This is a genomic window from Mycoplasma zalophi, assembly GCF_018914005.1.
GTDB classification, from domain to species: domain Bacteria; phylum Bacillota_I; class Bacilli_A; order Mycoplasmatales; family Metamycoplasmataceae; genus Metamycoplasma; species Metamycoplasma zalophi_A.
Genome location: NZ_JAHMHI010000001.1, coordinates 520,760 through 543,305 on the forward strand (window position 1 = coordinate 520,760; position 22,546 = coordinate 543,305).

Annotated in this window: 18 protein-coding genes; 12 read left to right on the forward strand and 6 right to left on the reverse strand. The window is 24.5% G+C overall.

Annotated elements, in window-relative coordinates; all coding sequences use genetic code 4:
- Positions 1-213 precede the first annotated feature (213 nt).
- Positions 214-1,119: a nucleotidyltransferase gene (locus KQ877_RS02110; protein ID WP_216535908.1), complete on the reverse strand. Its 906-nt coding sequence runs from the start codon at positions 1,117-1,119 to the stop codon at positions 214-216.
- 383 nt (positions 1,120-1,502) lie between these two features.
- Between KQ877_RS02110 and mnmE the strand changes: the two genes are divergently transcribed.
- From mnmE to KQ877_RS02135, 5 genes are all read left to right on the forward strand, one after another.
- The gene (mnmE, locus tag KQ877_RS02115) at positions 1,503-2,822 is read left to right on the forward strand and encodes a tRNA uridine-5-carboxymethylaminomethyl(34) synthesis GTPase MnmE (RefSeq protein WP_216535909.1); all 1,320 of its coding nucleotides are present in this window, start codon (positions 1,503-1,505) and stop codon (positions 2,820-2,822) included.
- Position 2,823: 1 nt separating this feature from the next.
- On the forward strand, positions 2,824-4,152 hold the full coding sequence (gene rlmD / locus KQ877_RS02120; RefSeq protein ID WP_216535910.1) for a 23S rRNA (uracil(1939)-C(5))-methyltransferase RlmD: 1,329 nt from the start codon (positions 2,824-2,826) through the stop codon (positions 4,150-4,152).
- Between the two features lie 166 nt (positions 4,153-4,318).
- Positions 4,319-5,560 carry a hypothetical protein gene (locus KQ877_RS02125; RefSeq protein ID WP_216535911.1) on the forward strand — a complete coding sequence of 414 codons (1,242 nt, stop codon included), beginning with the start codon at positions 4,319-4,321 and terminating at the stop codon, positions 5,558-5,560.
- A 687-nt stretch (positions 5,561-6,247) separates the two neighbouring features.
- Positions 6,248-7,366: a hypothetical protein gene (locus KQ877_RS02130; RefSeq protein WP_216535912.1), complete on the forward strand. Its 1,119-nt coding sequence runs from the start codon at positions 6,248-6,250 to the stop codon at positions 7,364-7,366.
- Between the two features lie 360 nt (positions 7,367-7,726).
- Complete coding sequence (locus KQ877_RS02135; protein ID WP_216535913.1) at positions 7,727-9,949, forward strand: hypothetical protein; 2,223 nt, start codon at positions 7,727-7,729, stop codon at positions 9,947-9,949.
- 117 nt (positions 9,950-10,066) lie between these two features.
- Here the strand turns inward: KQ877_RS02135 and KQ877_RS02140 are convergent, their stop codons facing one another.
- The 4 genes from KQ877_RS02140 to KQ877_RS02155 all read right to left on the reverse strand — a co-directional run bounded on the left by KQ877_RS02140 (position 10,067) and on the right by KQ877_RS02155 (position 16,303).
- Positions 10,067-10,825: a hypothetical protein gene (locus KQ877_RS02140; RefSeq protein WP_216535914.1), complete on the reverse strand. Its 759-nt coding sequence runs from the start codon at positions 10,823-10,825 to the stop codon at positions 10,067-10,069.
- Positions 10,825-14,871 (reverse strand): AAA domain-containing protein, encoded by a 4,047-nt coding sequence (locus KQ877_RS04215; RefSeq protein WP_216535915.1) that lies wholly within the window; start codon positions 14,869-14,871, stop codon positions 10,825-10,827. The genes KQ877_RS02140 and KQ877_RS04215 overlap by 1 nt, the downstream gene beginning before the upstream one ends.
- A gap of 97 nt (positions 14,872-14,968) precedes the next feature.
- A complete protein-coding gene (locus tag KQ877_RS02150) occupies positions 14,969-15,340 on the reverse strand; it encodes a PTS glucose transporter subunit IIB (RefSeq protein ID WP_216488405.1) in 372 nt (123 codons plus the stop codon).
- A 228-nt stretch (positions 15,341-15,568) separates the two neighbouring features.
- Positions 15,569-16,303: a nitroreductase family protein gene (locus tag KQ877_RS02155; RefSeq protein WP_216535916.1), complete on the reverse strand. Its 735-nt coding sequence runs from the start codon at positions 16,301-16,303 to the stop codon at positions 15,569-15,571.
- A 162-nt stretch (positions 16,304-16,465) separates the two neighbouring features.
- Here KQ877_RS02155 and trpS point away from each other — a divergent pair, with 162 nt between their 5' ends.
- From trpS to KQ877_RS02185, 6 genes are all read left to right on the forward strand, one after another.
- Entirely contained in the window at positions 16,466-17,455 is a 990-nt protein-coding gene (gene trpS, locus KQ877_RS02160; RefSeq protein WP_216488403.1) for a tryptophan--tRNA ligase, read from the forward strand.
- 8 nt (positions 17,456-17,463) lie between these two features.
- Complete coding sequence (gene thrS / locus KQ877_RS02165; RefSeq protein WP_216488401.1) at positions 17,464-19,209, forward strand: threonine--tRNA ligase; 1,746 nt, start codon at positions 17,464-17,466, stop codon at positions 19,207-19,209.
- Complete coding sequence (locus KQ877_RS02170) at positions 19,209-19,703, forward strand: hypothetical protein (protein WP_216488400.1); 495 nt, start codon at positions 19,209-19,211, stop codon at positions 19,701-19,703. The genes thrS and KQ877_RS02170 overlap by 1 nt, the downstream gene beginning before the upstream one ends.
- Before the next feature lie 57 nt (positions 19,704-19,760).
- Positions 19,761-20,768, forward strand: a complete 1,008-nt coding sequence (locus KQ877_RS02175) for a nicotinate phosphoribosyltransferase (RefSeq protein WP_216535917.1) — start codon at positions 19,761-19,763, stop codon at positions 20,766-20,768.
- Between the two features lie 307 nt (positions 20,769-21,075).
- Positions 21,076-21,348 (forward strand): hypothetical protein, encoded by a 273-nt coding sequence (locus tag KQ877_RS02180; RefSeq protein WP_216535918.1) that lies wholly within the window; start codon positions 21,076-21,078, stop codon positions 21,346-21,348.
- A 119-nt stretch (positions 21,349-21,467) separates the two neighbouring features.
- Entirely contained in the window at positions 21,468-21,713 is a 246-nt protein-coding gene (locus KQ877_RS02185; RefSeq protein WP_216535919.1) for a hypothetical protein, read from the forward strand.
- 256 nt (positions 21,714-21,969) lie between these two features.
- Here KQ877_RS02185 and KQ877_RS02190 read toward each other — a convergent pair whose 3' ends face one another.
- Complete coding sequence (locus KQ877_RS02190) at positions 21,970-22,164, reverse strand: hypothetical protein (RefSeq protein WP_216535920.1); 195 nt, start codon at positions 22,162-22,164, stop codon at positions 21,970-21,972.
- 78 nt (positions 22,165-22,242) lie between these two features.
- Here KQ877_RS02190 and KQ877_RS02195 point away from each other — a divergent pair, with 78 nt between their 5' ends.
- Positions 22,243-22,542 carry a hypothetical protein gene (locus KQ877_RS02195; protein ID WP_216535921.1) on the forward strand — a complete coding sequence of 100 codons (300 nt, stop codon included), beginning with the start codon at positions 22,243-22,245 and terminating at the stop codon, positions 22,540-22,542.
- Positions 22,543-22,546 lie beyond the last annotated feature (4 nt).

The window sequence follows — 22,546 nt, forward strand, 5'->3', positions numbered from 1 at the left end:
TATAATGGTTTCTAATTTTTAAGGAATTTTAAAGTCATTTATTTTAAAACAAAAATACAGGTATATTTATATAAACATACCCTAAGCAATAAAATTGCACAAAATTTTTTAAATTAAAAGTTCCTTAACTAAAACAATATCAAAAAAAAAAAAAAAAACGGCCTCAATTTTTTAACAAATTTGCATAAAATTTTGTTTTTTGGCTGTTTTGTTCTATTTTTTTTGTTTGTTGCTCCATATATAGATTTGCAGCAGTGTTCTTTGTATTCTTGAGTTTGTATATCTTCTACTTGTGCAAGCTTCAATGAATTCTTCTCAAGTGTCTAAATATATATGTTTTTTAAATAAATTTTCCATTCCTTCTGAAACCATTTGAATTTCTTTAAGTGTTTCAATAGGAGTGTTTTTTATTATTTTTTGAAGTTCTTTATAGTGATTTTTTAGTCTATCCGGCATCTTATTTATAATAACTGGACTAAATTGAGAAAAATCTTTATTCTCAAAAATAAGTTCCCTAATATAAGAAGCACTTGCAAATTCTTCTTTTGTAAAATCAGAATGAAATGGTATTGTTCTTTTTATACAATGTGGTGTGATTTTGTAATCATTAAAAACAATTTCTTTTACATATTCAAATCCTAAAATATCGTTAGGTAATTTAAATTCTTGCCCAATCAATTCTTTTAGTGATTCAGAAGAAGATCTAACAAAAGAAAAACCTTGTTTTAATCATTTTTTTACATTTTTATTATATTGTTCTATATTGTTTTTTATTGCATTTGCAGCTTCAATAAACACAGAAATATCTTCTGTTTCTGAACCAAAAAAAACATTATCTATTTTATGTTTATGAATTAATTCTATTGCTCCTTTTGCAAATATGTGTGCTGCTTGAGTACTGTAATTATAATCCAATTTTATAACTTCATTTGCTCCATATTTTAAAGCCAATTCTTTTCTGTATTCAAAATCTAAAACATTAAAATCTCCACGTTGTGTGTAGTTATCGGTTAAAATAATATAAATTTTTTGATCTTTAAAATTTTTTTTTGCTTGTTTTAGTTGATAAATGTGTCCATTATGAAATGGATTATACTCAGCAATTATAGCAACAGACATAGTTTCCCCTTGTTGTAAATATTTATACATTAATTATAATGGTTTATATATAAATATAATGTCAATAACTTTTATGTAAAAAAGTGTCAATATTTATTTATAGACATTTTATTTACATTGATTTTGATAAATTTTAGCTTTTTATTTACCTTTTTTAGACATTTTTATATGATATGATGGTTTTTACATTAATTTTAAAAAGGTTATTGACACAATATAAACATTTTATTAAATAAAAAAATGTCTATATATAAGTTATTTTTTATATTTTTTTACACTTATTACACAACTTATTATTATTAATTAAACTAAAAATAAAAAACTTTTTCTTTTTTCAACCCCTATCTGCATTTTTAATTTATTTATAATATAATATATAAATTATGTGAGATACAATAACAGCAATAAGTTCAGGGAAAGTAAATCAAGCTATTTCAATAATTAGAATAGCAGGCCCTGAAGCGATACAAATAATAAAAAAAATTTTTACAGGTAAAGAAGGAAAAAATAAAGAAATCACATTTGGTCTAATAAAAGATAATCAACAAATTATTGACGAAGTGTTAGTTGCTTGATTTCCTGGAAAAAATAATTACATAGGAGAAGATACAGTTGAAATAAATTGTCATGGTGGTATAGTTGTTTCAAATATGATATTAGAATTAATATTATCACATGGAGCAAGAATGGCTGAACCTGGAGAATTTAGCAGAAGAGCATATTTAAATGGAAAAATTGACTTAGTAAAAGCCGAAGCAATAAATGATTTAATTCATGCAAAAACAACAAAACAAGCGCAAATGTCTATTAATAAATTTGATAATAAATTTTCTAATTTAATTAATAATTTTCTAACAGATATCACATATTTAATTGGTCATTTAGAGGTAAACATAGATTATCCTGAAATTACAGATGTTGAAGAACTTACATCAGAATTAGTTAAACCTAAAATAAAAGAATTAATTAATGACATTAACAAAATTATTAAAGTATCAGAAAATGCGACAAAAATTTATGAAGGTATTAATGTAGCAATTGTTGGTAAACCTAATGTTGGTAAAAGTTCATTATTAAATGCTTTAATTAAAGAGTCAAAAGCAATAGTTACTGATATAGCAGGCACAACTAGAGATATAGTTGAAGGAAGTTTTCAAATAGAAGGTATATTATTTAAATTAATTGATACTGCAGGAATAAGAAAAACTACCGATAAAATCGAACAAATCGGAATTGAAAAGGCAAAACAAATCATAGAATCATCTGAAATAGTAATTCATGTTGTAGATTCAAATTCAGGGCTTGATGAAGAAAATTTAGCAATAGAAGCAGCATCAAAATTTAAAAAATATATTCGCGTTTATAATAAAAATGATTTATCAAAAATTACTGACAAAAACAAAATTAAAATTTCTGCATTAAACAATGATTTAGAAGAATTAGAAATAGCGCTTGTAGAAAATTACAAAGATATTGATTTAAACAGTGATTATTTAATTTATAACACAAGACAATTAGCTGCTATAAAATCAGCTAAATTAAACCTAGAAGCAGCATTAAACGGTTTAGAATATGGATTTGGTCCAGAAGTTATTGTTGTTGATATAACAGAAGCTTGAAAAAATATAGGAAGCATTGTAGGTAAAGACTCACCCGATGATCTTTTAACAACAATTTTTAGTAATTTCTGTTTAGGTAAATAATATGGAATATAAATTACATCAAATTTTAAAAAATCAAAAAACAACTGAATTTAGTTATGATGCATTAGGAGTAATTAGAAAAGAAAATTACTCTATTTTTGTATTTGGAATGCTTGAAAATGAAGAAGCTGATATTGAATTAATTAAAGTAAATTCTAAATTTGCATTTGCTAAAATTGTTAATTTAATTAAAAAAAATCCAAAAAGAATCGATAATAAGGACTTAAAAGCAGTTTCAAATAATGCTTTAAGTATTTTAAAATATGAAGATCAACTAGAATTTAAACAAAACATTGTTTCTTATTTGTTTAAAAGACAACTAAATTACGAAAACATAAATTCTATAATCCCTTCTGAAAATCAGTGAAATTATAGAAATAAAGTAGTTTTATTTGTTGAAAATAAAGACAATAAATATAAATTAGGTACATATGAAAAAATGTCACATACATTAATTGAAGAAGAAAATTATAATTTAGCTGTTTATTCTATTAATAAGGTTGTTAATTTTTTAAGCAATAATATTAATTCTTTTAATTTATATTTAAACAAAATTAAAAGAATAATGATAAGAGCAACAAAAGAAAATAATCAAGTTCAAGTTGTGTTTGTTACTGAAAATAAACAACCCTTTCCACTAGATTTTTTAAATTTAATGAAAAATGAAATCAGTGAAATTGTTTCTATTATTCACAATATTGATGATAAGAAAAATAAAAATAATTTACTTGGTAATTTTTATAAAGTTATTTTTGGTAAAGAATATTTAATTGATACATTAGGAGAATTTAAGTTTAAGTTAAATTGAAATTCTTTTTTTCAAGTTAATGCAAAACAAGCTATAACACTTTATAATACAATGTTAAAAGCAATCAATATTACTGAAAATGATGTTGTTTTAGATGCGTATTGTGGAATAGGAACAATTACTACTTTTTTAGCTCAAAAAGCAAAAAAAGTAATTGGTGTTGAAATTGTAAAAGAAGCAATTGATAACGCAAAAGAATCACAAAAAATAAATGCAATAGAAAATATTGAATTTTATGCAAATGATATAGATAAACAAATGGAAATATTAAATCAACAAAACATAAAATTCGATGTGATTTCAGTAGATCCGCCTAGATCGGGTTTAACAAGTGAATTTATGGATTTAATAATTAAACAATCACCTAAAACAATTTCTTATATTAGTTGTAATGTACATACATTAGTTAGGGATTTAGTTTACTTAAGTAAATATTATAAAATTGATTTTGTTCAACCGGTTGATATGTTTCCCCAAACACCACATATAGAAATTGTTATTATTCTTACAAGAAACAAGTAAAAGTTAAATATGACAACAATATAATTACTTATTTAAAACACTATTTTTGAAAAAAATATATTATTGAACGTTAAATGAATATTTTCTATTCAAAAAGTGGTTAAATATATAATAAATAGTTAGTAAATATTTTTTAACTTAACAAAAAATTAAAAGGAAAACATATATGAAAAAATCTAAAAAAATAATCTTATTTACTTCTTTATTAATGGTTAGTGGAATTAGTATTTTAGGTAGTGTTGCTTGTGCTAAACAAGAAATTAAAGATGAAAATACTAATACCAATAAACAAACTGCTGATAAAGAACCTAAAAAAGATACAAATACAACAACTGATACAAATACAAAACCAAACAAAGAATCTAATAAAACTGAAAATAAAATAATCAAAAGTCTTGATTTAGAAGAAGAATCAAAATCAATAGGTTTTAAATTACCTGAAAATGTAACTAAAGATAATTTTAATGATATTAAATTATCAGATATTAAAATAATTAATAAAAATGATAATTTAGAAGTTAAATTGATTAATAGAAATTTTAAATCAATTGAAAATCAAAGTTCTGTTTTTGCTAAAACTTTGGTTTTAGATTATGAAATTATTCAAAAAGATAAAATTGAAAATAAAATCACTAAACAAATTAATTTAAAAAAACCACTTACTAAAATTCAACAAGATTTTTTAATTAAAGCAATCAGACTTAGTGTATTAACATATATACCAAAAACATATAATGATCCTAATGCTACTGAATTAGTTAATAATGATTTTGATAGAGAATTTTATGTTTCACCTTATGGTTTAATTAATTATTTAAAAAATAATGAAGTTATTTTAAAAGATTTTTATTCTTTATTTCATTTACAAAGTAGAAAATTAGAAAATTCTTTTGCAAGTGAAGAACTTAAAAAAAATAAATATTTAGATTTTAATGAAGAATTTAAAAAATATTTTGAATACAGATTAAATGAAAATTCAACTTTTGATTTAGACATAATGAGATACTTTGAAGATGAAGTTGATAAACATAATTTTAGTAATGAAGATTATAAATTCTTTAAAGAAACTAAAGGTAGAAATATCATCAATGATTTTTTTAAATTAGATGTTAAAGGTGCAGTTGCTATTGAAACTGATGAATTAATTTCACCTAAAGATGATGATACTAAATCAACTGCTAAATTATATTTTGATGTTTATGATAAATTAACAAATCAAAAATTATATGAAGATGTGTTTTGAGATAGTGAAGATGGTGTCCATGTAACACTTTCTCATAAATCAAAACCAATTAATAAAATTCAATCAATTTTAAATCCTGATGGACAACTTAATCAAGATTCTTCAAGACTAAGAGAAACAGAAACACTAAAACAAATTAAAGATGTTTTACTAGATGCTATTTAAAAAGAAACTTTAATTAGTTTCTTTTTTTTTATTAAATATTTATAATTTTATGATTTTACTATGAACAAAATTAATATACAATATTTATAAATTATTATAATGATTTATTTATTACTTTACTATTTATATCATGCTACCTAATAACCACCACCAATCATATAATCAATCCTTAACTCCTTAACGCAACCAAAACCCTAGTCATCAAATACCTAATCAATATCACCAGCACCTAATTAAAATATGTTTTATTTGTCTTTTAAATCTAAATAAACCAACTCTCCTTATAAATAACCCCACCAAATCATTCTCACCACCCATCAATACTCATAAACCTACCAACCATTAACTACCCAACCCACCACCTAACATTAAATAACTAATCAATGAAATCAAATAATCATCAGTTACCTACTTTAATTTATCAATCATCAATAATAAACATTATTATCTAAACCACCTAACGCAATAATCAGACCCCATTAACATTTCTTTGAAATTAATTATGTGATCTGAAATTGTAATTATTTTTATCTAATGAACATGTTGAGAAATCTTTTTTCTACACATATATTGTGTTTATAAAAATTTTTAAATTGCTTTTATAATAGCATACTATTTTAATTGTTTTATATTTAGATAAGTAATAATTTATGATAAAATAAACAAACAACAACGAAACGAGGAAAAATGAAGAAAAAACAGTCATTATGATTGATGTTGATTCCTTTAATAGCTGCTGGTGGAGCAGGAATATATTTAACATTTAATAGTAAAATAACTCAAGATAATAACAACAATAACACAAATCAAGCAGAGGCAAATTTTAGCGCTAAAGACAGAAGTCAATTAACTTCTCTTGCTAAAAAAGAAACAATTTTTGTTAGACCTCCTTTTGCTGCAAAATTTTTATTAAAAGCAAATAATAAAGATATAACAGTTGTTTTTGATCACTTAGATAGTCCAGATAGAAGAGAGAGTAAAAAATATAATGAACCACTTCCAGCTCAAAGTTTAGCTGATAGTAATGTTAGTTACCAAAATCTAAAAAAACAAGGAGCACAAGAGGTAAGTGAATTTTTAGCTATTGATGATGTTCTTAAATATTACAAGGATGAATTTAAAAGTGCTTTAACAATATTTGGTGGAGATACTAACATAAAAAACGACAATTATTATTTAGCAAGAAAATTCCCAAATGAAATAGAAAGTACATTAGAAAACTCACTTCATTTAAAAAGACATAAAGAAAAGTATTTAACTAGTTTAGGTACAAAAGGTAATTATGCAAACCAATATGACAAAATGTTCTTTATAAATGCTGATAAAGAAAATTTTGAAGTTGATACAATAAAAGATGATCAATTAAAACAATTTAAAGTTGATATTTATAAAACATTTAAATATTTTATTGAAAAAAGCATTTTAAAAAGATATGATGATTTTAAAGAAGCAAAAAATGATAATTTAACAATTAGAAACAGAATTAGTGATCACGCTCCAGTATTTACTGACGTAAATTTAAAAAACATAACAACAATAAACACAATAAAAGTTGATAAAAAATTAGTTCAAGATTTTGAAGGTTATAGAAAAAAAGATAACACACTAAGAATAGCGCACTGAAACATTTTAAACTATAAAGGCGGAGTAGCTAAAAGTCTAGCAATAGCAAACATAATTTATAAATCAGGTTTTGATATTGTTGGATTAACAGAAATAAATGATAATCAAGGTGCAAGTGTTCAACAGATAGTTGATAATTTAAATAAATTAGATAATTCACAAAGATTTAAATATATTGTTTAAAATGCAAATGATACAATTATTCCGAAATTTTTATTAGATTCTGAAAGATTTGGTAAAGCTCAACAGGAGCAAGTTGCAATAATTTATGATTCAGAAAATTTTGAATATAAAGACTCAAAAACATATACAAAAACAATACCTTATTTCATAGATTAATTAAACTCGCAAAAAGCGAGTTTTTAATTACAAAAATTCCAGGTCTATGTGTTAATTAATTTTGCTTATAAAGATAATTTATTTGAAACAATTAAAAATATATCTTCTTTTGTTATACTTAAAACATGATTAAACATTAATCAGTATGTTGATATGTTTAAAGTAACATATGGGATTGTTATAAATAAAAAAAATAGGTGAGCAATGAAAAAAACTACGAAAATAATTTTATTAAGCATTTCAATTCCAGTGGCAACTGCAGCTACTTCTGTGGGTATATACTATGGAGTGGTTAATAATTCTCAAACAAATAAAAACACATTAAAACCAACACCTTCAGATAAAAGTAATTCAAATAATAATTCAAAACAAAACACAGATAATAGTTCTGAAAAAACTAGCACTGAAACTTCAAAAGAAAACAGCAACAATTCAGATAAAACAACAAATGAAACAGATGCTACAAAAAAAGAATCTGATTCAACTAAAGATTCTAAAAATAATGAAGATTCTTCAAATAATACAAACACTGATGAAAATTCAAGTGAAATAAATAGTAAAGAAACAACAAGCGAATTAGATGAAAATACTAAACCAGCAGAAACAGAAGATTCAAATAATACATCAACTGAAAATGAAACTTCAAAAGATGATGAAAAAGATTCTGATTCAAACACAAATCCAGAAAATAACGAAGAAACTTCAGAAAATAAAAATGATACTGAAACTTCTAAAGATCAAGAAAATACAGAAACAGATACAGAATCAAACACAGATTCTGAAAATAAAGATAGTGGAGATTCATCAGAAACCACAGATCCTGGAAACGGTAGTGATTCTTCATCAGAAGAAGCAGATTCAACTAATGAAAAAGAAAGTGATTCAGAAACACCTGTAGATACTGAAAATAATGATAATTCTTCAAATAGTGTAGATAATACAGAAAAAGGCACAGAAACAAACACAGATAATGAAGATAATAAAGATTCATCAGAAACTAAAGAATCAAATAATCAAGATGGTAATTCTGATTCAACAACTGATGGTGAAAACACTGGTGATTCTTCAAGTGATAGCACTGATGGTGAATCACCAAATGAAACAGATGCTACAGAAAAAGAATCTGATACAACCGCAGATTCTGAAAGTAATAATGACTCATCAGAAACTGAAAATAAAGACACAGAAGAAGATGAAGAATCAAAACTAGAAAATAATGTAGCGCCTTATTCTGCACATGAAAGAAGTGCAGTTAATTCATTAGGTGAAGATGAAACAATTTTTGTAAGACCTCCTTTTGCTGCAAAATTTTTATTAAAAGCAAATAATAAAGATATAACAGTTGTTTTTGATCATTTAGATTCACCAGGTCAAAGAAAAGCAAGTAAAAGTAAAGAGAAATATGAATTTAAACCGTCAAAAGACGAAGCGAAGGCAGCATTTCCTGATAAAGCTAAAAATATAAAAATTTCAAATCAAGGAGCACAAGAATTTAGTGAGTTTTTAGCCATTGAAGATTTACTTAAATATTACAAAGGAGAGTTTAAAAGTTCTTTAACAATATTTGGAGGAGATACAAATATTCATAAAGAAAACTTTTCAATGGGAGATGTTTTTTCAGATAATGTAGGTAGTACATTAGATAGAAATTTAGAAATTTTTGAAAAAAATGGAAAGAAAAAAGATTGAAATGAAAAATATTTAACAAGTCTAGGTAATAAAGGTGACAACTATTCAGAACAATATGACAAAATGTTTTTCATAAATGATGATGAAGCGAATTTTGGTGTTGAAGTAATAAAAGATCAAGATGCTAAACAATTTAAAATAGATACCTATAAAACTTTTGAATATTTTATATCAAAAGAAATATTAAAGAGATTAGAAGGTTATAAAGACGATTACAAAATGGGTGATTCAGGAATAATTAAGTATGGAATTAGTGATCACGCTCCAGTATTTACTGATATAAATTTAAAAAATGTAACAAAAATAAATACAATAAAAGTTGATAAAAAAGTAGATGAAGATTTTGAAGGTTATAGAAAAAAAGATAACACAATAAGAATAGCACACTGAAACATTTTAAATTTCCACGGTGGGGAAATGAAAAGCACTGCAATTGCTCACATAATTTATAAATCAGGTTTTGATATTATTGGATTAACAGAAATAGATCATAATGAAGGAAGTCGCGTACAAGAGATTGTTGATAAATTAAATGAATTGGTAGGATCTCAAAGATTTAAGTGTGTAATTCAAAATGCAAAAGACACAGAAGTTCCTGAATTTTTAGTTGAATCTAAACGTTTTGGTGACAAACAAGAAGAAGAAGTTGCAATAATTTATGATTCAGAAAACTTTAAATATAAAGACTCAAAAACATTTGCTAAAAAAATAAGATTTTTTGCTTCTGATAAAAAATAAAAAAACAATCAACAAATAAAAACACAAAAAATAACATTTTTTGAATGTTATTTTTCTTTTATCTTAGTGTATTATTTTGTTTAAAAAACACCGACAAAACGGTGTTTTTGTAAAGTTTTATATTTCAATTGTTGATGTTACAATATCTGAAAAAGTTTGTGTATAAACAGAAATTGCTCTATCGTATTGTAATTTTCAAAATTTATATTTAAATGTAATTGTGTTATTTTCTTTTTTAATATCATCCACAATATATAAAACATATTCTTTATTGATTGTTGTTGTAATTAAATTAGAAAATAAATTAGTTTTTTCTATTGGGTTTGTAGAGTTGTTTATATTCGTAATTCATTCATCAACATTAATATCTTTGTTTTTATTTACTTTGAAATTGGTTTTTATTTTTGTTGTTTGGTCATTTGTTATTTTTTCTATAGCGGCTTTTTTAAAACCTGAAATTATTTTTTGAAAAACAATCACATTTTGTGTAGTTTTATGTTTTAATTCAACAATAAAATTCAGTGTATTATCAGATTTATTGATAATAAAATTAAACATTCTAATTATATAGTCTGATAGATTATCACTTAAAGTAACATTTGTATATTTTTTTAAAATATCAGAATTTAAAGAATGTTCTTTTTGAAACTGACTTGCAAAATCATTTGCAGAAATTTCACTTATATTATCTTTTTCAACGATTTTTACAAATTCATTAATTTTATTTTCATCAAAAATTTGTTTATCTAAATCGTAGGCTTGCAGATATTTATCTTTTTTTACCATTCCAAAAGTTACTCCAACAATTGTTGAAATAGCAACCACACCAGACATAAATCAAATTAAATTTTTTCATCTATTACTTATTCTTTTCATTAATTTTCACCTTTTTCAAATTCGTCATCTATATCTTTGTAATCTTCTGAATTTTGATCATAATTTGATGTATTTTGTTCAGAATCTATTACTTCATAATTTAATCCTTCATTATTAAAATTTTCATTTTCTAAAAATTCATCTATTATTTCTTCTTTATCATCATCTGTGTTTGTGTGTATTTGAGAATCTAATTCATTTGAAGGTATAATTTCTTCTTCATTTGTGTTATCTGCAAAAAATGGTATTTCATTTTGTTCAAATTCATCATGAATATTTTCATCCTCTTCATTTAACTGTTTCGAAAATATATTGTCATTATTGTTTTCAAAATCAAAAGCCTCTAATTCTTTATCATCACTTTTTATATCAAACAATGTTTCGTAAGTACTATTATTTTTTGATTCTTCAGTAATTTCTAGCACTTTATTATTTTGTGTATTTTGTACATCAGTTGCGTTATTATTAGAATCTGCCATCAAACCTTGTAGTTCTAATAAAGAAGTATCAAAATCAGCATTATGAGTGTTTTGGTGCATGTATTTTTGTGTATTTTCATTATTTAATTCAAAGAAATCTTCGCTTGTATTTGTTTCATTTTCTTCGTTACTTTCAGTTGATTGTTCATTTTGGAAAATATTTGTAAAATCATCTTGATTGCTTAATTCATTTAATACTTCAGTGTTTTTAACTTCATTATTTTCATACACTTCTTCATCTATAAAACTGCTTGTAAATATATTGTCTACATCTTTAATTAATTCTTGTGTGTGATCTACCTCACTTAGTTTTGTAGCTTCTTCTGTTTCTATATTATCATCTCAAACAAACTCATCTAATTCATCACTTGAGTTTGTTATTTTGCTGTGTAGCATTGTGATTTCTTTTGTTAATTCTTCTGAAACAACCTCTATACTATTTTTAGACGCGATATCTTTAATATTATTGATTATATTTTTTTTATTTATTTTTCATTCAAGCTCTTCAATAACCATTATTGGGTAATTTTTGTTTATTAAAAATAAAATATTGTCTTTAAATTGTAAATAAAGTTTTTTATTTCCTGCATAGCTATAATCATCCATCATGATAGCTAAAAGAAGTTTTTTAGTTTCTTTGTTAAGAATAGCGAGATTAATTGATTTTGTTCCAATTACATAATCTTTTTGTATTTCTAATGATGAATCTTTTTTTATTATTTGTTCTTCTAATGTTTGGTGAATTTCATTTATAAAAGAAGGAGAAATATCAAAACTTATTGTTTCTGTTCAACTTTCTTTTTTAGAGTTTTTTATGTAATTTTTCTTGCTATTTTCATTTAATTCTAAAAATTTCAGTCATTCTTTTAAAATTTTCATATCATCAGTTGAGGTTTCTGAAATTCTTATATCTTCTGAATTTAATGATTTTACAACAATCATTTTTTCTTTTGCTCTTGAAATTGCAACGTTTAAGGCATTTTTTCCACCGGGTCTTGCTACATATGTTGAACTTAGTGAAGTGTTTTTATCATATACCACATTAACAACAACTAAATCCGCTTCATTTCCTTGGACATTTTCAATGTTTTTAATTGAAAGATTACCATTAGAAATTGCTTCTTCTAATTCAGGATATTTAGATAAAATTTGATTTTCAATGTAAATTTCTTGTTTAGAGTTAAAAACAAGAAAAATAATACTTTCATATTTATGTATTTTTTTGTAAATTATTTCAAGTGCTGTGTCTGCTTCTTTTTCATTTACAGAATTATTTCATGTCCCATCTACTTGAATTACTTCAATTGAAGATTCAGTTAATTTACTTTGATAATCATCTACAACGTCTAATTTAGAATCATAAAAATTTTTAGAACTAAAAGTCATTAATGATGCCTTTTTAGAACGATAATTTTTATCTAAAAGAACATTATAAACCCCTCTTGCTTGCGCATAATCTAAAACAGATTGAATATTTTTAAAATCTTCATCTTCTTCAACTGCAAAAGAAGTACTAAATCATTTTGTTGGTTGCATTTGCTTATCATCACCAGCAAGAATTTTCCGCTTTGCTAAATATAAAATAGGAATTGCTTTTTCTAAGAAAATTTGTGAAGACTCATCTAAAATTGCGTAATCAAATTCTTCTTTACCTCACATACTTAAATCAGTATCTGGTGTTGTAATGATGATTGAAAATAATTTTTTAATCATTTCTTTATGTTCATGAAAAAATTTGTATGGACTTTTTCCTGCAGAACGCACCGACATAGCAAATTCTCTATATTGTCTTTTTTCTTGTTCGTTGAAGTTATCAATTTTTTCCTTAGTTTTTTGAATAAGCATTTTAGCTAATTTTTTAGGGTCATTTAATTGAACTGTTTTATTTTTTAAAGAATTTTTAAAAAAAGATTCAACTAATTGTAAATTTTCAAAACTTACTGTTCCAATATATTTTATTGCGTTATCTATATCTACACGAAGTAAATCTAAATTATTAGCAATGATTTGAGCGCTTTCTTTAATGTTTTTTGGAAATCCATTAGTCATTTTCATAAATGCGCTTGGTTTTTTCCCTTTATTATTTTTATACAATGTTGAAGCAATTGACATATAGTCAGTTTCATATGTATTTAGATTGTAATTTATATATTTGTCTAATTTATTTAAATTTTCTAAAAGTTGAGAATTTATATTTACTTGCGACATTGTTGAATAAGCATTTAAAACATTTTGATATTCTGGCATTGATTTAATTTCTGTAGCTCTTTCAACAATTTCCTTGTCTTCTGTTGACATTATTTTAAAATAGCTTTCCCCATCAACGCTATTAAAATTTTCAATTTTGGATACAAAATCTTGCAGTGGTTTATAAAATGTTTCTAATTTCATATTTCTATCTTGCAAAATGAAAATTCCAAAAATAGAAATATCTTTTAATCTACTTTTAATTACTTCAAGTGCAGCTCTTTTTTGTGACACTATAATAGCAGAAAGATCTCGAGCAAGTATATTTACTATTAAGTTTGTTATTGTTTGACTTTTTCCTGTACCAGGAGGACCTCAAATAATGGTATCGTGATATAAAGCACTAGTGGTTGCATAATCCTGGGAAAAATTGGTTTGTTGTATTTTATATAAACCAAAATTTTTAAGAAAAATAACGTCTTCAATTTTTTTCTTGTAATTATTTTTATTGTAATCTGTTGCAAAAATTTCTTCTACTTCATCATTTTCTATGATTTTTTTCATTTGGTTTCATAAGTATCCACTTGACACTTCAAATAATCCTAAAGTTAACCCTGAATAAATCGATATTGTTGTGTTATTATTTATTTCTTTTGTGCTTGGAATTTTTGTATTTATACTTGAGGGTATTTGATAAAATTTATTTCATTGATTGTAGAAATAGTTATATATTTCTTCTATCGTTTTTTGTGAAAAATCAAAATTAGACGTGTCAAATGAATATCCATGTGATTGTAAAAAAGCAACCAATTTTGTATTAACCTTAACATCACTTGAACTTTTTATAAAAACAAGTGAATTTTCAATTTCGATACGAACTTCTTTAAAAAATAAAGGTGCAAAAACATCTTTTTTATCAGTTGCAACATTTATAAAGAAAAACCCAAGGTGCAATGGTCAAATATTTTTTTCAATAATTGAATTATCTGATTTTGACTTAATTTTTTTTCATTTAATAACTGAACGTTGGAAACGACTTTCTAAAAACAAAGTTATTTTGTGTTTTTCTTTTTCAAAGTCAATATCCAATCTATTTTGAACTTCAATTGGTAAATTAATTGAATACTCATCATAATATTGAATAATTTCTTCTTTTGTTCTTGCGTGTTGAATTTTCTTGATTAATTTTTTTTGTCCATATTCACCAAATTCAATTGAAAATGTGTGCTGTTTACACAATTTATCAAATGTATCATAATCAGACATTTTAAAAACATCAAAATATTTTTCATTATCAACACTAAAATTTAGTGTGCTATCAGTATTATTTATATCTAAAAGATTAGTTAATAAAAAATCATAGCTGCGGTTTCTTTGCATATAAATCTCCAAAATTTTAATAATTTAAATTATTAATAATTTAATTATATTATAACTTTAAAATCAAACCTTAAAACAACAAATAAAAAACCGGAAATTAATTCCGATTTTGAATTTTGTCATTTATTATTTTTTGTAAATATTGAGCATTGTTTCCGGTTATTAATGATATTGTATCTGTTTTGAACAATATTCCTTCAATGGAATTTAAAGATTTTATTTTATCAATTTGAATATTTTCTCTACTTTTGAGTTCAATTTTGAGTATTTTATGAGTAGAAGAAACACTATTTATGTTTTCTATACCATTTAAATAATTTATTAATTCATCAATAGGAAATTTAACTTTATTTTCTACTGAAAGTTGAGAATTTACTTGTTTTTGTCTATAAGACTTTCAAAATAATTTAATAGTTCCTAAAGTACACACAATTGATAAAATGTATAGAAATTTATGTAATTTTTGCAAAGCTCCTCCAATAATATTATTAATATTATACAAACAGAACAAATTTTATAATGTAAAAAGAAACGGTTTTATATATATAAAATTTTAAAACAAACAAAAGAATGTGTTAAAAATCAGTACATTTGAGTGTAATTTATATTTTATTTTAAAATTTTGTAAATTTAAATAAAGTTCTAAATTACTTAATAAAAAAACAACAATTTTAATGATTGTTGTTTTAATTAAAAATTATTTTTTTAATTCTAATCCTCAAATTTCTTCAATTTCTTTTGAATTCATATTATATCCTGATGCTATTTTTGCCATTGCTTCAGTATATGTTAATGGTGTTGTTGTGTTTTGTGCATATTTTGCAAAAAAATCTTTTAATACAACATTGTATTTTGCTACTTCATCATTAATTTGCTCAATGTTATATTTTTCTTTGTAAATTCTATTTAATTTTGGTTTTACTAAACCTTCAGATTTTTTATGACCTATTGATAGACCAATAACTGGAAATGCTTGGCCTTTAATATTTAAGGCATCAATTATTTCATTAACTCCAACTCTTACTAATCCTAAAAAACATGTTCCTAAACCTAATTCAATAGCCATTGCTTGAGCGGTAGTTGCTTGAATAAAAGCATCACCCACTGCAACTGTATATGTTTCAGAATCATGGCTGTTGTATTTATATTCTGGAAATTCCTTTAAAGCAATATTCATTCTGTTGTAATCTGCAAGAAACACAATAAGCATTCCACAATTTTCTAATTGTTTAGCTTTTGGGTGTATTTTTGATAGTCTATTTAAAACAACTTGATCTTTTACAACAATAGCTGATGACGAATGTCAGTTTGATGATGTTGGTGCACTTGCAATTGCATCCAAAATTTGTTTTTCTTCATCTTCTGTTAATTTTTTATTTGGATCAAAATCCCTTACACTATATCTATTTTTTATTTTTTCACTAAATGTCATTTTTCTTTTCTCCTTAATTTAAATTTTATAATTCTTTAATTAAAATTTTTAAAAAATTTTTAAATGAAATCCCTAAAATAGGTTATTTTTTCAGTTTCTATTTACTATGTAAATAATTTATAATATAATAAAGAAATACAAATCAAAATTGAGGTTTATATTATGAAAAGACTATTAAGCGGAATAAAACCTACTGGGGAATTAACGCTAGGAAATTACCTGGGAGCATTGAGAAATTTTATTGATTTACAAAATAATTTTGATGCTTATTATTTTGTGGCTGATTTACATGCTTTAACCACAAATGATAACAATCCAGAAGAATTAAAAAGAAGAAGAAAAGAAGCTGTTGCATTGTATTTAGCGTGCGGTTTAGATCCTTCAAAATGTACAATTTTTTATCAATCACAAGTTTATGAACATGGAATGATGCAGTGACTTCTTACTTGTGAAACAACACTTGGTGAATTGAACAGAATGACACAATTTAAAGATAAGAGTCAAAAATCAATGAAACAAGGAAATGGAACTGAAAGTATACCAACGGGATTATTGATGTATCCTACATTAATGGCTGGAGATATCTTATTATATGGTGCTGAATATGTCCCTGTTGGAGAAGATCAAACACAACATGTTGAATTAACAAGAACAATAGCAAGAAGAGTAAATAACAAATATAAAACAAGTTTAGTATTACCAGAAGCTTATATACCAGAAGCAGGAGCGAGAATAAAAGATTTACAAGATCCTACATCTAAAATGTCTAAAAGTGATAAAACTTCAAAAGGTACAATTTATCTTTTAGAAGATCCAAACTCAGCATACAATAAAATTTTAAAAGCAGTTACAGATTCAGAAAATAAAGTATATATATCAAATGAAAAACCTGGGGTAACAAATTTATTAAATATTTACGCAGGACTAAAAAATATAACTATTCAACAAGCTGAAGAGCATTTTAAAGATAAAAACTACAAAGTTTTCAAAGAAGAAGTTGCTACTGAAGTTAAAAATCTTTTAGTCGATATTCAATCTAAATTTAAAGCATCACTTGATGAAGTGGAAAAAGTAACAGAAGAAGGAGCAAAAAAAGCCCAACTTATAGCAAAACCATTATTAAATGATTTACTTAAAAAAATGGGTTTTTAAAATAAATTATGAGCAATGATTATAAAACAAAATTAAATCATACAACAAGCCATTTACTTGCTGCAGCAGTGCTAAAACTTTACCCTGATACTAAACTAGGAATTGGTCCAGCAATAGAAGATGGGTTTTATTATGATTTTGAATTTTCTCAACCACTTTTAGAAGAAAATTTAAAAGATATTGAAAAAGAAATGAAAAAACTTGCAAAAGGAAATTGAAAAATGGTGCAAGTTTCTGAAGAAGATTATGATTTAAATTCTCAACCATATAAAAAAATTCTTTACGATGAATTTAAAGCTCAAAATAAAGAAGTAACATTTTATAGTTTACAAAACCCAGATAACGGTCAAGTTTTATTTACAGATTTATGTGCCGGAAACCATGTAGATAATGTAAAAGAAATTAAACATTTTAAAATATTATCATTAGCAGGAGCTTACTGAAAAGGTGATAGTAAAAATAAAATGTTAACCAGAATTTATGGTACAAGTTGACAAACAAAAGAAGAATTGGATAATTATTTACAAATTTTAATAGAAAGAAAAGAAAGAGATCATCGTAAAATTGGAAAAGAATTAAATATTTTTACTTTTAATCAATTAACAGGACAAGGTTTTCCAATTTGATTAGAAGATGGAATGAAAATTCACAACTCTATTCGTGATTATGTAACTAAGTTAGATAAATTATATGGATTTAAAGAAGTTTTAACCCCTCATTTCGGTGAAAAGAAACTATATGAGATTTCAGGACACTGAGCTCATTATCAGGACACTATGTTTAAACCAATTGAAATGGATAATGAGCAATTAATTGGACGTCCAATGACATGTCCACACCACATTATGTTATTTAATATGACAAGACGTTCATATCGTGACTTACCAATTCGCTATAGTGAACAATCAAGATTATATAGATACGAAAGATCGGGAGCTTTAACGGGGTTAGAAAGAGTTAGATCAATGGATCTTACTGAAGGACATGTTTTTGTAAGACCAGATCAAATTAAAGAAGAGTTTAAACATTTATACAAAATGATATTAGAAGCATTGAATGATTTTAATATTGAAATAGATCATATTTCACTTTCGCTTCGTGATCCAAAAAATACAGAAAAATTCTTTGATAATGATGAAATGTGAAATAAAGCTGAAAATGATTTAAGAGATTTATTACAAGACTTAAAAGTTGAATACAAAGAATTTATTGGTGAAGCAGCATTTTATGGTCCTAAGATTGACATTCAAATTAAAACAAGTATTGGTAGAATCATTACAATGTCAACACTTCAATTAGACTTTTTATTACCTACAAAATTTGATATGAAATTTGTAGATCAAAATGAACAATTAGTTACTCCCGTTTTAATTCACCGCGGATTAATCGGTACATACGAAAGATTTGTTGCAATTTTACTTGAACAAACAAAAGGAGCTCTTCCATTTTGATTATCACCAAAACAATTAGTTATTGTTCCAATTTCAGATAAACACTATGAATATTCACAAGAATTGTACTCATTTTTCTTAAAAAATGATATTAATGTTGAATTTGATTCAAGAAATGAAAGAATGAACAAAAAAATTAGAGAAGCTCAAATTCAAAAAGCAAAATATGTTGCAATCATTGGGGATAAAGAAACTGAAGAACAAACAATAAGTTTAAGAGCTTATGGTCAAGATAGTACTGAAGTATTTACAAAAGAAGAATTATTAAATAAATTTATAACATTAAAAAGAGAATTAAAATAATGTCAAATTACAAAATAGAAACTTACAAAATAGAACGCGTATGCGGGCTAACATATCATTGAAGAATTGCGCTGTACAATATGTTATTTATAGTGTTGCCTTCAGTTATGCTTATTTTTCTTTTAGGACATGATATAGAATCAATATATAATTCTTATTCTCATAATTTAACTTGATGAATGTTACTTTTAATTACTTTTGGATTTTGATGAATATATGTTTTAAATACTTTACTTTTTATTTATGTATTTAAGTGATTCGGTTTTGAGATATTTAATGTATTAATGCCTATTTCTGTAGTGCTTTTATCCTTAACCATGTCAAGTGCATTTAGCGAAGAATTATGATTTTTAAGAATCATTTTATGTATTGTTTTATTCTTTAGTTTTTATCCAACAATTTTAGTAAATAAACGAATAGCAAAAAAACAACTGGCAAAGAAAAAACAACAAGATTTAATTCAAAGACAAAAAAATAAATCATTATTAGATTAAAAAAAGAGCGAGATATTTTTAAAATATCTTGCTTTTTACAAAAAAAGGAACAAAGATATGAAAATATTAGATAATAGTGCTATTTATTTTTCCAAAACAGCTAAAATAGCAAAAAAAACATTAAAAAATAACATTACAACATTACAATTTTTTCAAAGAAATGATAATGTTATTTTGTGTGGTATAAATGAGGTTTTAGATATTTTAAAAAAACACACAAACACACAAAATTATAAAATAAGTTATTTAAAAGAAGGAACCATAATTAACAACAAAGATGTTGTATTAGAATTAGAAGGTCCTTACTGAGAATTTGGTGAATTTGAAGGAATAATAGATGGTATTTTAGCGCGTCAATCTTCAATTGCAACTAATGCTTATAGAATTAAACAAGCAGCTAGAAATAAAATAGTTGTATCAATGGCAGATCGCGCAGATCATTATAGAAATTTAAGTGGTGATGGTTATGCAATTGAAGTTGGTGGAATAACAAATCATGCAACATATGCTTCAAGTAATTTTAAAAAAGAAAATACTTGAGGTTCAATGCCGCATGCATTAATACAAATGTTTAATGGGGATATAATTGAAGCTTGTAAAGCTTATTTAGATACTTTTAATACTGATAAATTAGTTGCTTTAGTTGATTTTCACAATGATGTAATAACGGATTCTTTAAAAGTTTTAAAGGAATTTAAAACAAATTTAAGTGCTGTTAGAGTAGATACTTCAATTTCTATGATAGATAAAATGTTTGTAAATAACGAACAAGAATACGGGGTAACTCCAAATCAAATAAAACAATTAAGAAAAGCAATAGATAATAATGGTGGAAAACACGTAAAAATTATTGTGTCTAGTGGTTTTAATGCTGAAAAAATTACATATTTTGAACAAGAAAATACTCCAGTAGATATATATGGAGTTGGTGGTGCTTTAGTTAAAATATGAATTAATTTCAGTGCTGATGCAACAAAAAATAATGGAAAATTATGTGCAAAAGCGGGTAGAAAATACAGAGAAAATCCTGAACTTATTGAGTATAAAGTAACAAAAAATGATTAATTTACAACTGAAACGATTTTATAAATTACATTTGTAATATTAAATAATTAACTACAAAATAAAGTCTATATTAATAAAACAAAACTATATTATAATATAGTTGTGAAATCGAGAAAATTTAAGAAAAAAATTAAAAAGAGCAGCGTGCTTGTTTTTAGTGCACTCTTAGCAGCAATGCCATTGCTTGCAGTATCCTGTAAGTATGAAGAACTGAATAAAAATGAACAAACACAAAACTTAATTTGAGAAAATAAAATTAAAAACAAAGAATTTACCAAATATTTTAGAAATACAAGATACAGCTGATGTGAATTTTTATTATTCTTCATGGGGAATACAACCATTTTATAATTTAATTCGACTTGCGATGCTTTCTAAACAAAATGTAAAATTTTATGTTGATAATGATAGAGAATTTCAAAACTCTTTAAATGTAGAAAAATTTTTAGATTTTTTAAATAACAAAAGAAAAACCAATAACACTACACAAAATACAATTGACATTTTAAAAGAAAGTAGTGAATATGATTATTATGAAATCACAGATAAATATGCAAAAGAAAATAAAGATAAAAAATAAATGTTTTTCTTAATTCAGACCACATAACAAATCATATATGAAGAAAGTATTATGATTCGCTTACTAAGTTATCAGAAAATAAAAATGTAAATTTAATAGCAATTGAAGACTCAGATTTATTGGGTGATTTTTTCTATGATTCATTTTGAAATACAGAAGAATTTAAAGATTTATGATTTGATAAAGAAAAAAATGAATGAATGATACCTGCAAATGGAAGAATAAGTAGACAAAATCAGTATCTTTTAGCAAATACAATTGACAATTTAAAATTGTTTTTTAGTAGTGAAATTTTAAGTACAAAATTAATAAATTTAGGATTTAAAACGTTTATTCATTTTTTAATGATGAAAATAAAACATTAAAGGATATTATTTTTTCAGAAAGAGAAAATCAAAAGAATAAACCAAAAAGGTTATTTTTATATTGACCTGAAATAATTGGTTTAGACTGGAAAAAAGAAAAATCAATTGTTGATAAAGTAAAACAAACGAAAAATAAACCAACTTTAATCGTTTTAGGAACAAGTAGTGCAAAAAATGATATTAATAATTTAGATATTATTGTAAAAAAATACTCAGAAACATACAGTATTTTTTGCAAAGGCCACCCTGGTTCAAATTATATTTCTAGAAATATTGAATTAAGATTTAGAGATGGTGAAAAGAATTTAGTAAATGTTTTAGAATCACAAATTCAATCTGAAGAATTAACTACAAACCACGCAACAGAAGAAAATGGCTTATATTTTGATAAATGAATTGGATTAGATAGCATTTCTAGTGCATTATATGTAATAGATAATAATAAAAACACTATTGAAGATTTACTTGCTGTATATGACCTTAAAAAAGGTGAATTTGAAAAATCATTTTGAGCGTGTTTTTGCTGAGTGTGGCAATCGTTTTAATCGTTTTAGCTGCTTTTTCAGGTTATAAAAGAATGTATGAAGGACCTATTTGAATCACACAACTTTATCATTTAATTAATTGACAAGCAAGAGATATACAAGATGTTATTTACAACATAAAAATTGGATATATAGTTTCATCTACTTTTACTACATTAATAAGCATCACTTTTCTCACAACATTTTATTTCTTTTATGTACACAATTACATTTCTAAGAAATATTGTTTAGTAACTAAAATACAAACAAAAATAAGTAAAAAAAATATTCAAATAAAAAAATAACAAA